Here is a 12,577-nt window from a genome sequence, read left to right as displayed (position 1 = left end):
TGCCGATGACAAGTCGCCCAGCCCTGTTCACGAATGGGTTGCGGCTGGGTTGGGTGTGGATCATGGCGCTGCTGCTCGCGACCGGCTGCGCGACCTTGCCGGACGAATTCGAACGTACGCCTTCCACCGCGATCGCCGCCTCGGCCGACACCGCGCTCGGCAGCATGGCCAAGGCCTCCCAGCCCGACCCGGACCTGAGCGGCTTCCGTCTCATGCCCGGCGGCGATTTCGCGCTCCACACGCGTCTTGAACTCGCACGCCGCGCCGAGCGAACGCTCGACGTGCAGTACTACCAGATCGCCGACGACGAGACCGGCCGCTATTTCCTGCGCACGCTGCGCGACGCGGCGAATCGCGGCGTGCGCGTGCGATTGTTGATGGACGATCTCTACACCTCGGGCGAGGATGAACTCCTGCTCGGACTCGCCGCCGTGCCCAACGTCGAGCTCAGGCTGTTCAATCCGTTCCCGGCCGGGCGCGGCAGCATGCTCCAGCGCTTTTCGAGCTCGCTCTTCGACTTCGATCGCGTCAACCGTCGCATGCACAACAAGCTCTTCATCGCCGATGGCGCGATGGCGGTGGCAGGCGGTCGCAACATCGGCAACGAGTACTTCACGCAGACGGCCGGCGAGAACTTCCTGGACATCGACACCTTCGTCTCCGGCGCCCTGGTCGCCCGGCTGGAAAGCCTGTTCGACCTCTACTGGAACAGCCCCTACGTGCGGCCGATCGGAAGTGTCGTGACGAGCGGCCTGTCGCGCGAGGAACTGGCGCGTCGCTTCGACGAGGCGACCGGCCCGGCCACCACGCCCGCGCCGCGCCCGTCCGCGCCCAACGACGTGCTCGGCTACGGCCCGATCGCGGAAGAGATGAAGACCGGCAAGCTTGGCCTGATCTGGACCCGTGCCGAGGCTTATGCCGACTCGCCCGAGCGCGTCATCGGCAAGATCGCGTCCTATGGCGGCGTGCCGCTGCTCGACGTCGACAGCGTGCGCTACAACGTCATCGAGCAGATGCGGCGCGCGCGCTCCGAAGTCACGCTCGTCTCGCCCTACCTGATCCCCGGCAAGGCCGGCCTGGAAGTGATGCGCGAGATCCGAGGCCGCAACGTCCACGTCAGCGTCGTCACGAACTCGCTGGCGGCCACCGATGAGCCCGTGGTCCATACCGGCTACCGCCGCTACCGGCCCGACATGCTGCGGCTCGACGTGGAACTCTACGAACTGAGTTCGGCGCGCACGCGCCGCAGCGTGCGACTCGGCCTCTTCGGCTCGCAGGTCGGCCGCCTGCATGCGAAGTCGGCCATCTTCGACCGCCGCACGCTCTTTCTGGGCTCGATGAACTTCGACCCGCGCTCCGACACGCACAACACCGAGATCGGACTCATCATCTTCAGCCCCGAACTGGCGCAGCAGGTGCTGAAGCTGCTCGATGTGCTGAAGCAGCAGGGTGCCTACCGCGTGCGTTTCGCGCAGGGCAGCGAGAAGCTCGAATGGGTGAGTACCGAGGATGGCGTCGAGACCGTGCTCACCGTGGAGCCGGACTCGAACCTGTGGGACCGCGTGATGCTGGAACTGCTGGCGCCGCTCGCGCCGGAGAGCCTCTTGTAGGCTATCTGATATTCACGGCTTCCACCTGTACCAGCAGCCGCACCTTGTCCTCGAAGCCGAAAGGAATGCCCCAGGTGATGCCCCAGTTGCTTCGCTCCACCATGGTTTCGAAGTCGCCACCGCAGATCTGGCGATTGATCAGCGGGCTCAGGTAGCAGTTGAAGCGGTTCGCCTTCAAGGTCACCGGCCGGGATTGGCCCATGAGCGTGAGCGTGCCTGCGACCTCGGTGACCTTGTCGCCATTGAAGGCGATCTTGTCGGCCACGAAGCGGCCCGTCGGAAACTCGGCCACGTTGAAGAAGTCCTTGCTCTGCAAGTGCCGGTTGAGCAGGTCGACGCCGGTGTTGATGGAGCTGATGTCCATCGTGATGTCGACCTTGCCGCTGGTGCCTTCCGGGTCGATCTTCACGCTGCCGTCCTTGGTGCTGAAGCGGCCCCGGTTGGTGGTGGTGCCGTAGTGGCCCATCTCGTACATCACGAAGGTGTGCGTCGGATCGACCACGTAGGTGGCCCCCTTGACGGGCCCTCCGGCCGGCTTGGCCGCTGCTTCCGGCGCCTGCTGGGCGGCAGCCAGGGTGGTTGCCATCGTCAGCAAGGCGATGGTGATGATCTTCTTCATGTCGGGCTTTCGGATGGCGTTGAAACGGGAGGGCGCGGTCACAGGGGGGCCAGGCCGATCAGCACCAGCTTGAACCGGACCTGCACGTCGTCGCCCACCATCGACGTGTCGGTCCATTCGCCGTCGCCTATCTTGAATGCGAGGCGCTGGATCGTGAGGCTTCCGGTGGCGGTGGATTGGCCGTGCGACTGCACGATCTCCACCGGCACCACCACGTACTTGGCGCTGCCCTTGATCGTCAGCTTGCCGGCGATCTCGTAGTGTCCGCTGCCGACGGCCTTGATGCCGCTCGACTGGAAGATCGCCTTCGGAAAGCGCGCCGTGTCGAACCACGCCGGCTTCGGCAACTCGGCGTCGACCTGCGGAAGGCCCAGCGTGGCGCTGCCGACGTCGATCTGCAACGCGACGGAACCGCCTTCGGGCGCGCGGGGATCGAAGGCGACCTGCGCATCGAAGGTCTTGAACGTGCCTTCCACGGGCACGCCCATCTGCTTTGTGACAAAGCCGATCTGGCTCTGGCCGGGAACCAGCTTGGCCGTCGGGGCGGGCTCTGCGGCGGTCGATGCGACGAAAGCAATCAGTGCCGATGCGCACAGCGCGCGCCATGCGAGGAAAGGTCTCTTCATGATGAACGTCCGTGACGCGGAAGCGGCCACATGCGGTCGAGCAGGCCGTCGCGGTCGATGAACCGGTGCTTGAGGGCAGCGGCGACATGCAGCACTGCCACCGCCGCTAGCGTGAAGGCGCCGGCCTTGTGCATCGGCTTCAGCACCGTCTCGGCGAAATCCTTGTCCACCGGCAGCAGGTCCGGCAGCGGCAGCACGCCGAACCACACGATGGGGAAGCCGAGCGCGGAGCTGTAGGCCCAGCCCAGCAGTGGCACGGCGAAGAACAGCACGTACATCGCGAGATGCAGGGCACGGTGCGCGCCGAGCTGCCAGCCCGGCATGGCGGCCTCGATGCGCGCCGGCAAGGGCGGCGGACGATGCGAGAGGCGCCACAGCAGGCGCACGGCCGACAGGCTCAGGATGGTGATGCCCGCCCACTTGTGCCAGTTGTAGAGCTTCAGCCGCAGGGGCGAGAACGGGAGCGCCACCATCGACACGCCCACGCAGAACGAAGTGACGATCATCAGCGCCAGCAACCAGTGCAGCGCCATCGCGACCCGGCCATAACGCTGCGGATCGGAGGAGTCGGCCAGTGGATTCAGCGGCTCGGCGGGCATGCGCAAAGCATAAGCCTGCGTTCAGCCCTGCGCCCGCAGCAGGAGCGCACGCAGGGCGGCCGGCTGGACGGGTTTGCGCAGCGCCTCCCAGCCGCGCTCGCGGGCGACTCGCTGCATCGTGTCGTCGATGTCTGCCGACACGAGCGCGATGGCCAGGTCCGGCCGGAGACGCTGCAGTTCCTTCGCGAGCGCAATGCCGTCCATCTCGCCCGGCAGACGGATGTCGCACAGCGCGACGTCGATCGTCGACAGATCTGCGAGGCCCAGCGTCTCCGCCGCGCTGGCGTAGAGGCGCGGACTGGCGCCCCACAGACGCAGCAGCGCCGCGATGCTGTCGGCCACCACGGCGTTGTCCTCCACCACCAGCACGGCGAGGCCGGGGCGCAGCATCGTGGCGCCCTGCGTTCCCTTGGCGATCTCGGTGGCTGAGACGAGCGCAGGCGCCAACGGGGCGCCCTGCGGTGCGGCGGGCAGCACGAAGCCGAACACCGAACCTCGCCCCGGCACGGACCGCAGCGTGATCAGCAAACCCAGGCGCTCCGCCAGCCGCCGCACGATGGCAAGCCCCAACCCGTGCCCGCGCTGCAGGTTTCGCTCGACGTTGCCGACCTGCTCGAAGTCGCCGAACACGCGATCCTGTGCTTCCGGGGCGATGCCGATGCCGGCGTCCCGCACCTCGATGCGCCAGCCCTCGCTGCGCCGCCTGCAGGCCAGCAGCACGCGGCCGTGGGGCGTGAACTTGAGCGCGTTGTCCACCAGGTTGCCGAGGATGCGCCGCAGGGCGACCGGGTCCGTCCACGCCGCCGCGTCGGCCGGGCAGCGCACCCGCACGCGGCCGCTGCCGGCCTGGCGTGCGAACTCGTGCAGCAGCGGCGCGAGCGCGACCGCGGACGGCGTGATCGGATCGGCCGCGGCCTCGATGCGTCCAATCTCCAGCAGTTGATTGGTGAGCGCCTCGAGCGCCTGCTGCGCCCGCGACAGCGCCGCGACGGTGTTCTGCACCGTGAGCCGGTCCTCCCCGGCGTCCAGTTGGTGGCGCAGCACCTCGGCCTGGAGGCCCATCGCCATCACCGGCTGCCGCAAGTCGTGGTTGGCCGCCGAGAAGAAGCGCAGGCGCTCGGCCTGGGCCTGCTGCGATTCGCGCAGGCCGGCCAGCGCCTGTTCGCGCAAGGTGCTTTCGTTGTGGCGAAGGCCGATGTTCTCCTCGAGCTGGCGCGAGCGCTCGGCCACCAGCTTCCAGACCATGGCGAGCAGACCGATGCCGAGCACCGAAAGGACCATCATGGCGGGCGATCCGGTCGCGAGCCCCATCACGATCACCGGCGCCAGCAGCAGTGTGATGGCGAGCTGCATCGCCGGCGTGTAGTACGACACGGAGAACACGGACGACAGTGTCATCGCCATGATGACCAGGCCGAGCATCAGTTGCGCCGTGCTGTCGGCCCGGTTGAAGAGCAGGACGCCCGCCGCGCCGTGCGCGCCTTCGTGCACCGCGATGCGCAGCGTGTGCAGGCGCAGCGCCGGCGGCAGGTTCTCGGGTGTCAGCGTCTCGGGCAAATGTTGCGGAAAGAAGCCCCGGTAGGCCGTGGTGATCGCGATCAGCACGATCCAGATGCCGGCATGCAGCACCGAGTACTGCCACGCGAACAGGGCGGCCACGCCGCAGTCGAGCAAGAACTGCACGAGCAGCACGGGCCCGCTGGGCTGGGCACTGAGCCGAAGCACCTCGCAATGGATCGCGAACCGATCGGCCGGCGAAGCCTCGGGGTGTGCGGGGGCAGCGGGCGCGGAGCTCATCGGCGAACGCACTATAGAGCAGCTACAAGGGGAAGACACATGGAAAAGACGGTCCCGGCGACAATCGCACGGTGAACGACCTTTCTCTTTTTCTCCCTTGCGCCGCCGGCGTCGAGGAATTCCTGGCGCAGGAAGTGCATGCGCTGACCGGACGCGTGGGGCAGGACCTGCTCACCTTGCGCGGCGGCGTTCGCGTGCGGGCCGACTGGCGCGACGCGCTCAAGCTCAATCTTCATTCGCGGCTCGCCCAGCGCGTGCTGATCGAACTGGCCCATGCGCCCTACCGCAGCGAGAACGACCTCTACGGCATCGCGAGCGGCGTGGCCTGGGAAATCTGGTTCACCCCGAAGCACACTTTCAAGATCGAGACCACCGCGCAGCACAGCCCGCTGCAGAGCCTCAACTTCGCGACCCTGCGCATCAAGGACGCGATCGCCGACCGCTTTCGCGCCAAGGCCGGCGGCGTGCGGCCCAGCATCGAGACCCAGTGGCCCGACACGCGCGTGTTCGCGCATCTGACGACCGACCTCTGCACCTTCTACATCGACACCTCCGGCGAACCGCTCTTCAAGCGCGGCTGGCGCCAGGACAAGGGCGACGCCCCGCTGAAGGAAACGCTCGCAGCCGCCATGCTGGCCGCGAGCGGCTGGTGGAACCCGGAAACCGGTGAGGTGTCGGCCGAGCCGCTGTACGACCCCTGCTGCGGCAGCGGCACCATCGCGATCGAGGCGGCGCAGATCGCGGGCGGCATCGCGGCCGGGTCGCTGCGGCGCTTCGGCTTCGAGAAGCTGCTGCCGTTCCAGCCGCACGTCTGGGCGGCGCTGAAGGCCGAGGCCGCGCCGGAGCCGGACGCCGGCGCGAAGGTGCCGGCCATTTTCGGTTCGGACGTGTCGCACCGCATGGTCGACTTTGCCGAACGCAATGCCGAGCGTGCCGGTGTTGCGCAGGCCGTGCAGTTCCGCGGCGGCGATGCGTTGCAGCGCATGCCGCCGGTCGAGTCGGGCGTGATCGTGCTGAACCCGCCCTATGGCGAGCGCATCGAGGTTGGCGGCATCGCGCGCGGCAGAAGCGGTGATGGCGTGCCCACCGCAGCACGCGGGCGCGAAGAGGCGCAAACCGAAGACGGCGGCGAGTTCTTCGTCCAACTCGCAAGCCACTGGAAGAAGAACTACGCCGGCTGGACCGCCTGGGTGCTCACGCCGGACCTGCAATTGCCCAAGCGCATGCGCCTGAAGGAATCGCGCCGCGTGCCGATGTGGAACGGGCCGATCGAGTGCCGGTTGTTCAAGTTCGACATGGTGGCCGGATCAGCGCGCACCCGGCCCTGATCCCGGCGCTCGCCGTTCATCCGTAGCGCTTGCGCGCCAGCGCTGCGCCCTCGGCCAGCGCCTGCAGCTTCTGCAGCGCCACTTCTCGATCCATCGGCGCCAGTCCGCAGTTGGTGCAGGGCAGGAGCCTTTGCTTCGGTACGTACTGCAGCGCCTGCCCGATGGTGTCGGCAATCTGCTCGGGTGTCTCGATGGTGTCGCTCGCCACGTCGATCACGCCGACCATCACGTCCTTGCCTTCGAGCAGGCTCATGAGGTGCGGTGGCACATGGGAGTGGAAGCACTCCAGGCTCACCTGGTCGATGCTGCTCTTCGCCAGCGCCGGGAACACCGCCTCGTACTGGCGCCATTCCTCGCCGAGCGTCGCCTTCCAGTCGACATTCGCCTTGATGCCGTAGCCATAGCAGATGTGGACGGCCGTGGTGCAGGTCAGTCCCTGCGCGGCGCGTTCCAGCGCCTGCACGCCCCAGTCTGCGGCGTCCTTCATGTAGACATTGAAGGCGGGCTCGTCGAACTGGATGATGTCCACGCCGTCGGCCTGCAGCGCGAGCGCCTCCTGGTTCAGCAGTTCGGCGAAGGCCATCGCCATCTTCACGCGATCGCCATAGAACTGGTCGGCCACGGTGTCGACGATGGTCATCGGGCCGGGCAGCGTGAACTTGATTTTGCGTGGGGTGTGGGCGCGCAGCAGCCGGGCTTCGGCCGCATGCACCCGGCCCTTGAGCCGCAGCGCCGACACCACCTGCGGCACCATCGCGTCATAGCGGTTGTCGCGGATGCCCATCTTCACCTTGTGCTCGAAGTCGATGCCCTCGACCTGTTCGAGAAAGCCGTGCACGAAATGCTGGCGCGACTGCTCGCCGTCGCCGATCACGTCGAGGCCTGCATCTTCCTGCGCCTTGATCCACAGCAGCGTGGCGTCGGCCTTGGCTTGCGCGAGTTCGGCGCCTTCCGATTTCCATTGCGGCCAGAGCTTTTGAGTTTCGGCCAGCCACGCCGGCTTGGGCAGGCTGCCCGCGATCGTCGAACTGAAGAGGGGTCGGGTGGTCATGTCGTAGTCTCCGAAAAATCAGGGCCAGATGAAGCAGGGCCAGAGCGTAGCGAACAAGCAGCCGACGCGCACCTGGGACAGAATGCACGCCCATCCCGAACCGAACACGCATCACCTCATGACCGATCTGTCCGCTTTCACCATCACGAAGAAATGGCCCGCCCAGCATCCGGACCGGCTCCAGCTCTATTCGCTGCCCACGCCCAACGGCGTCAAGGTGTCGATCATGCTGGAAGAGACGGGCCTGCCTTACGAGCCGCATCTGGTGAGCTTCGAAACGCACGACCAGATGTCGCCGGAGTTCCTCTCGCTCAATCCCAACAACAAGATTCCGGCCATCCTCGACCCCCACGGGCCGGGCGGCAAGCCGCTGGCGCTGTTCGAATCGGGCGCCATCCTGATCTACCTGGCCGACAAGACCGGCAAGCTCATCTCCCGGGACGCCGCGGGCCGCTACGAGACCATCCAGTGGCTCATGTTCCAGATGGGCGGCATCGGGCCGATGTTCGGCCAGCTCGGCTTCTTCAACAAGTTCGCCGGCAGGGACTACGAGGACAAGCGACCACGTGACCGCTACGTCGCCGAATCGAAGCGCCTGCTCAACGTGCTGGAGCAGCGCCTGAAGGGCCGCGCCTGGATCATGGGCGATGACTTCACCATCGCCGACATCGCGACCTTCCCGTGGGTGCGCAACCTGATCGGCTTCTATGAAGCGGGCGATCTGGTGGGCATCCAGGACTTTCCGAACGTGAATCGCGTGCTGGCGGCCTTCGTCAGCCGGCCCGCGGTGGTCACGGGCCTGGGCATTCCGCGCCGCGGTTGACTGCAGAGCGCGCGTCCCGCATGACCGTTGTCCTCGACACCAACATCGTCCTGGATCTGCTGGTGTTCGACGATCCCGAGCGTGCCCCGCTGGCCGCGGCGCTGGCGGTCGGTGAACTGCACTGGCTCGCCACCCGTGCGATGCGCGATGAACTCGCGCGCGTGCTGGACTATCCCCTGATCGCCGAGCGCCTCGCAGCCAAGGGGCGGGGCGCCGACGAGGTGCTCGCGGCCTTCGATGCACAGGCGAAGTTGCTCGACGGCGTGCCCGGCCGCGCATCCTGCATCTGCCGCGACCCCGATGACCAGATCTTTATCGACCTCGCGGTCGCGCACCGTGCCCGGCTCCTGAGCAAGGACCGCGCGGTGCTTTCAATGCGCAAGCGCCTGGCGGCGCTGGGCGTCACCGTGTCACGGGACTAGCCTCGACCTGGCATTGGCATTGGCGGCAGAGCTGGCGCAACTAGCTGCCGTACCAGCGCGCCAGCAGGCTCGCCACGGCACGCACGCGCTGCGTGTCGCGCCCCCAGCGCCGGCCGGAAGGCAGGTGCCGCAGCCAGCGCATGCGTCGCGCCGCGACGGCGAGGCGCTGGCGCACCTCGTCGCTGGCATCGGCCAGCATGCCGTGCCAGTGCGTGGCGGCCGCGTGCGGGGATGCCGCATCGACCAGCATCGCGGTGGAGTGCAGGTAGCTGAGCCAGTCGCGCGCCTGGCATTCGGCCAGCGGCAGCGTCTCGCCCGGGTCGTCCTCGAAGTCGATGTAGCCGATGGTGCCGTCCGGGCACTGGACCATGTTGCGGTCGAAGGCCTGGCTCAGATAGGCATCGCGCGCGTGCACAGTGGCGATCGCGGCGAGCCCTTCGCGCCAGACGCCGAGCAGCGCGGCCGGCCCCGCGGCGGCGGCCTGGTCGAGCCGCTCCTGCAGCACCACGGACGGGCGGCCGCTCTCGCCCAGGTCGGAAATCAGCAGGCCGTCGGGCTGCTGCGCCAGCACCGCGGGCACGCGCAGACCCGCAGTGCCCAGCGCCTTGAGTCGGCGCGCCTCGATCTCGATCGCGGCCTCGCCGCCCGGATTGGGCACCGGCGATAGCACGTCGAGCCGCAATGTGCCGGCGATCGCCGCTAGCAGGTGGTAGCGCAGCTTGCCGTGCCGCGGACCGGCCTTCTTGAGCCATACGCGCTCGTTGCCGAAACGGTGGCTTGCCACCTGCTTCGCTTGCTGTGGCAGCGTGATGCGCAGGAATTCCGCGTAGTCCTCGGGTTGCGGCGGCGGCGTGCCGGGCTCGAGCGGCGCCGGGGCCGAGGCCGTGCCCTTGCGCATCTGGACGCGGGTCGACCCGCCCCGTCTCACTGAATTCATGGGGACAGGGGCAGGGTTGCGCCCGGCGCGGGCGTGGTGTAACGCGCCGGAAACGGCGGAATCATCAGGGTAGAAATAGAGGGTCTCCGGGAGCCTTGCTGCATCATAGAGGGCTGTCTCCGCAATCCCATGACAACCCAAGCCGACACCCCGACCCCCGCCCAGCCCGACAACGCACCGCTCGGCCCCGACGATTTCGACGCCCTCGACCACGCCCTCGACGCCATGCGGGAGCATGACGAAGAGATCCCGCAATGGGAATTCTGCGAGGGCTTCATGGCTGCCCTGGTCTGTTCGCGCCGGCCGATCGAGCCTTCCGAATACTGGCCCGTGCTGCTGGGCGACGGCTTCGTGCCGGCCCGGCACATGGAATTTATCTGGCGCTGGAAGCGGCGCTGGCGCGAGATCGAGGTCGGCCTCGACGCCGACGTGCAGTCCCTGGACGACGAGCGCACCTGGCAACCCGAGGTGCTGGACACGCGCGGTGCGATTGCCGCGCTGCCGGACGAAGAGCGCGCCGGGATGGAGGGCGAGGCCATCCCGTCCTTCGCGCAGGTCTGGGCGCTGGGCTTCATGTTCGCGGTCGAGAACTGGCCGGACGATTGGGCGCCGCCGCGCGACAAGGAAGCCGCGCAGATGCTCGACGAGGCGCTCGACGCGATCGTGACCCTCACCGAGGACGACAAGGGCAAGCCCGTGCTCTCGATGTACACCGAGGACGGCCCGCCGAGCGTGAGCCAGGAGCGCGTCGATGATTTCGGCGCCGCGATCTGGGCGGTGTACGACCTGCGGCAACTCTGGCGCAGCATGGGCCCGCGTGTCGAAACCATCCGCAAGGAAGCGACGCCCGGCCGTAATGACCCGTGTCCCTGCGGCAGCGGAAAAAAGTATAAAAAGTGCCACGGTGCCGGCTGAAGCTCCGCTGAGCCGCGTGCCGGCCACGCTTTCGGCGCGCACCGCCTGGACCATGGTGCTGGCGCTGTGCACCGCGTTCGCGTTGAGCCAGGCCTACCGCACGGTCGGCGCCATCATGGCAAGCCAGTTGCAGGCCGAGTTCAAGCTGTCGGCGCAGGCGCTCGGAGTCTTCTCGGGCGCCTTTCATTTCGCCTTTGGCGCGATGCAGCTCTTCATGGGCATCGGCATCGACCTGCACGGCGTGCGCCGCACGGTGCTCACGGCCTTTCCCCTCGCCATCGTCGGTGCGGTGATCTCGGCCGTCTCGACGAACTACCTGGTGCTGGTGGGCGGACAGGTGCTGATCGGCGTCGGCTGCGCGCCGGCCTTCCTGGTCTGCACGGTGTTCATCGCGCGGCACTTCCCGGCGGCGCGCTTCGCATCGGTGTCAGGGCTGGTGCTCGGCATCGGCGGTCTCGGCATGCTGCTCACCGGCACGCCGCTCGCATGGCTGGTGCAGGAGCGCTCATGGCGCATGGGCTTCGTTGTGCTGGCCATGGCTTCCGCGCTGGCGTGGCTGTCGATCCTCTGGTGGGTGCGCGAGCCGGCGCGGCAGGGGACGCAGCCTCGCGAGTCGGTTCTGGGCGCTTTGCGGCAGTTCGGTTCGCTCTTCGCCATGCCGCACACGCTCGGGATCATGGTGCTCGGTGCCGTGACCTACGCCGCCTTCATTTCCCTGCGCGGCCTTTGGCTCGGGCCCTTGCTGATGGAGCGGCAGGGCTATTCGCTGGTGCAGAGTGGCAATGTGGCACTGATCGTTTCGGTGATCTCTCTCTTCGGGTCACCACTCTTCGGTCGGCTGGACCGCGACGGGCCGGTGCGGCGCCGGCGCATCGTGGCCTGCAGCCTCGCGTATGCGGCCCTGTTCCTCGCCATCGCCTTTGGCACCTCGGCGTGGATCGACGTGGGCGGAACCATCCTGATCGGGTTGCTCTCGGGATTCATCGTCTGGCAGTACGCCGATGTGCGGGTCGCATACCCGGCGGCCATCACCGGGCGTGCGATGGCGGTCTTCACGATGGCGATGTTCCTCGGTGTCGCGTTGATGCAATGGATCACCGGTGTGGCGGCTTCGGTCGCCATCGCGCATGGCGTGGAGACGTACAGCGCAGTGCTCGCGACCATTGCCGTGCTGCTGGTCGTCGCGACGATCGCATTCGCCCGCCTTCCGACGCCGCGCCCGTAGACCTCACCACCAGCGCCGGCGGTCGAACTCCAGGTCGTCGCCGACGTTGTAGTGATCCACCCGGCCCGTCGGATCGACGTAGATGTACAGGAAGCGGCGGTTGTTGATCTGCAGATACCGCCATGACCAGACGGTGCCGTTGAACGAGGTCACACGTGTCTGCTGGTACGGCGGGCCATAAGTGAAAAGCACGTCCTCCACGCGCCATTCGCCGGGCTTGATGGTGCTGGCGAACAAGCCTTCGTTGAGTTCCTGCCGCACCGAATAGACACGGCCTGCACTGTCGAGATCCACGTTGCTCACCTGGAAGCCGGCCGGCCCGCGCGAGTACTGCATGCGTTCGCCGGTGGGTGTGCGATAGATCGCAGTCGGTGTGCCCAGCTGCTGCAGGACCTGGTCGCGACCCGTTCCCGGCTGCACGCGCGACGGATCGCTCGCGCAGGCCGTCAGCAGCGCGCACCCCAGCGCGAGGGTCCATAGCATCTTCGTCGGAGTGGCGGAGGGATGTTGCATGATGGTCTCACTGTGCGAGGTCGCGCGCGCGTCGACTGTCGGACGAGTGGCTTCCCTGCTGTCGGAAGTCGGTAGAGTCGCGAAGTTCCTGTTCTCAGCCTTGCTGCAATGC

The 12,577-nt window shown here is 67.5% G+C and carries 13 protein-coding genes; 6 read left to right on the top strand and 7 right to left on the bottom strand.

Annotated elements, in window-relative coordinates:
* Nucleotides 1-5 precede the first annotated feature (5 nt).
* Nucleotides 6-1,610 (top strand): phospholipase D family protein, encoded by a 1,605-nt coding sequence (locus tag QTI24_RS22960; RefSeq protein WP_286603609.1) that lies wholly within the window; start codon nt 6-8, stop codon nt 1,608-1,610.
* A gap of 1 nt (nt 1,611) precedes the next feature.
* Here QTI24_RS22960 and QTI24_RS22955 read toward each other — a convergent pair whose 3' ends face one another.
* Genes QTI24_RS22955 through QTI24_RS22940 form a run of 4 tightly spaced genes read right to left on the bottom strand, consistent with a single transcriptional unit; the run spans nt 1,612 to nt 5,251 of the window.
* Nucleotides 1,612-2,229: a YceI family protein gene (locus QTI24_RS22955; protein WP_286603608.1), complete on the bottom strand. Its 618-nt coding sequence runs from the start codon at nt 2,227-2,229 to the stop codon at nt 1,612-1,614.
* 38 nt (nt 2,230-2,267) lie between these two features.
* Nucleotides 2,268-2,855, bottom strand: a complete 588-nt coding sequence (locus tag QTI24_RS22950) for a YceI family protein (RefSeq protein WP_286603607.1) — start codon at nt 2,853-2,855, stop codon at nt 2,268-2,270.
* Nucleotides 2,852-3,454: a cytochrome b gene (locus QTI24_RS22945; RefSeq protein ID WP_286603606.1), complete on the bottom strand. Its 603-nt coding sequence runs from the start codon at nt 3,452-3,454 to the stop codon at nt 2,852-2,854. The genes QTI24_RS22950 and QTI24_RS22945 overlap by 4 nt, the downstream gene beginning before the upstream one ends.
* A 21-nt stretch (nt 3,455-3,475) precedes the next feature.
* Nucleotides 3,476-5,251 carry an ATP-binding response regulator gene (locus QTI24_RS22940; RefSeq protein ID WP_286603604.1) on the bottom strand — a complete coding sequence of 592 codons (1,776 nt, stop codon included), beginning with the start codon at nt 5,249-5,251 and terminating at the stop codon, nt 3,476-3,478.
* A gap of 71 nt (nt 5,252-5,322) precedes the next feature.
* On the opposite strand from QTI24_RS22940, the gene QTI24_RS22935 reads away from it, so the two are divergent.
* Nucleotides 5,323-6,579 carry a THUMP domain-containing class I SAM-dependent RNA methyltransferase gene (locus QTI24_RS22935; RefSeq protein ID WP_286603602.1) on the top strand — a complete coding sequence of 419 codons (1,257 nt, stop codon included), beginning with the start codon at nt 5,323-5,325 and terminating at the stop codon, nt 6,577-6,579.
* 16 nt (nt 6,580-6,595) lie between these two features.
* On the opposite strand, the gene QTI24_RS22930 is transcribed toward QTI24_RS22935, so the two are convergent.
* Nucleotides 6,596-7,630 carry a methionine synthase gene (locus QTI24_RS22930; protein WP_286603601.1) on the bottom strand — a complete coding sequence of 345 codons (1,035 nt, stop codon included), beginning with the start codon at nt 7,628-7,630 and terminating at the stop codon, nt 6,596-6,598.
* A 118-nt stretch (nt 7,631-7,748) separates the two neighbouring features.
* Between QTI24_RS22930 and QTI24_RS22925 the strand changes: the two genes are divergently transcribed.
* Nucleotides 7,749-8,453 carry a glutathione S-transferase C-terminal domain-containing protein gene (locus QTI24_RS22925; protein ID WP_286603599.1) on the top strand — a complete coding sequence of 235 codons (705 nt, stop codon included), beginning with the start codon at nt 7,749-7,751 and terminating at the stop codon, nt 8,451-8,453.
* 20 nt (nt 8,454-8,473) lie between these two features.
* Entirely contained in the window at nt 8,474-8,875 is a 402-nt protein-coding gene (locus QTI24_RS22920; protein ID WP_286603598.1) for a putative toxin-antitoxin system toxin component, PIN family, read from the top strand.
* Nucleotides 8,876-8,915: 40 nt separating this feature from the next.
* Here QTI24_RS22920 and QTI24_RS22915 read toward each other — a convergent pair whose 3' ends face one another.
* Nucleotides 8,916-9,812, bottom strand: coding sequence for a BUD32 family EKC/KEOPS complex subunit (locus QTI24_RS22915; protein ID WP_286603597.1), 897 nt, complete (start codon nt 9,810-9,812; stop codon nt 8,916-8,918).
* A gap of 129 nt (nt 9,813-9,941) precedes the next feature.
* On the opposite strand from QTI24_RS22915, the gene QTI24_RS22910 reads away from it, so the two are divergent.
* Nucleotides 9,942-10,727: a UPF0149 family protein gene (locus tag QTI24_RS22910; RefSeq protein ID WP_286603595.1), complete on the top strand. Its 786-nt coding sequence runs from the start codon at nt 9,942-9,944 to the stop codon at nt 10,725-10,727.
* A gap of 52 nt (nt 10,728-10,779) precedes the next feature.
* Nucleotides 10,780-11,952, top strand: coding sequence for an MFS transporter (locus QTI24_RS22905; protein WP_286603677.1), 1,173 nt, complete (start codon nt 10,780-10,782; stop codon nt 11,950-11,952).
* A 3-nt stretch (nt 11,953-11,955) separates the two neighbouring features.
* On the opposite strand, the gene QTI24_RS22900 is transcribed toward QTI24_RS22905, so the two are convergent.
* A complete protein-coding gene (locus QTI24_RS22900; protein WP_286603594.1) occupies nt 11,956-12,465 on the bottom strand; it encodes a hypothetical protein in 510 nt (169 codons plus the stop codon).
* Nucleotides 12,466-12,577: the final 112 nt, after the last annotated feature.

Source organism: Variovorax sp. J22P240 (assembly GCF_030316855.1).
GTDB lineage: Bacteria > Pseudomonadota > Gammaproteobacteria > Burkholderiales > Burkholderiaceae_C > Variovorax.
This window is presented reverse-complemented; position numbering and strand designations above follow the sequence as displayed.

Excerpts from the sequence above, each read along its gene's own strand:
- QTI24_RS22925 (WP_286603599.1), top strand. The coding sequence starts at position 7,749 with ATGACCGATCTGTCCGCTTTCACCATCACGAAGAAATGGCCCGCCCAG.
- QTI24_RS22915 (WP_286603597.1), bottom strand. The coding sequence starts at position 9,812 with ATGAATTCAGTGAGACGGGGCGGGTCGACCCGCGTCCAGATGCGCAAG.
- QTI24_RS22960 (WP_286603609.1), top strand. The coding sequence starts at position 6 with ATGACAAGTCGCCCAGCCCTGTTCACGAATGGGTTGCGGCTGGGTTGG.
- QTI24_RS22905 (WP_286603677.1), top strand. The coding sequence starts at position 10,780 with ATGGTGCTGGCGCTGTGCACCGCGTTCGCGTTGAGCCAGGCCTACCGC.
- QTI24_RS22945 (WP_286603606.1), bottom strand. The coding sequence starts at position 3,454 with ATGCCCGCCGAGCCGCTGAATCCACTGGCCGACTCCTCCGATCCGCAG.
- QTI24_RS22950 (WP_286603607.1), bottom strand. The coding sequence starts at position 2,855 with ATGAAGAGACCTTTCCTCGCATGGCGCGCGCTGTGCGCATCGGCACTG.
- QTI24_RS22900 (WP_286603594.1), bottom strand. The coding sequence starts at position 12,465 with ATGCAACATCCCTCCGCCACTCCGACGAAGATGCTATGGACCCTCGCG.
- QTI24_RS22920 (WP_286603598.1), top strand. The coding sequence starts at position 8,474 with ATGACCGTTGTCCTCGACACCAACATCGTCCTGGATCTGCTGGTGTTC.
- QTI24_RS22910 (WP_286603595.1), top strand. The coding sequence starts at position 9,942 with ATGACAACCCAAGCCGACACCCCGACCCCCGCCCAGCCCGACAACGCA.
- QTI24_RS22955 (WP_286603608.1), bottom strand. The coding sequence starts at position 2,229 with ATGAAGAAGATCATCACCATCGCCTTGCTGACGATGGCAACCACCCTG.
- QTI24_RS22930 (WP_286603601.1), bottom strand. The coding sequence starts at position 7,630 with ATGACCACCCGACCCCTCTTCAGTTCGACGATCGCGGGCAGCCTGCCC.
- QTI24_RS22940 (WP_286603604.1), bottom strand. The coding sequence starts at position 5,251 with ATGAGCTCCGCGCCCGCTGCCCCCGCACACCCCGAGGCTTCGCCGGCC.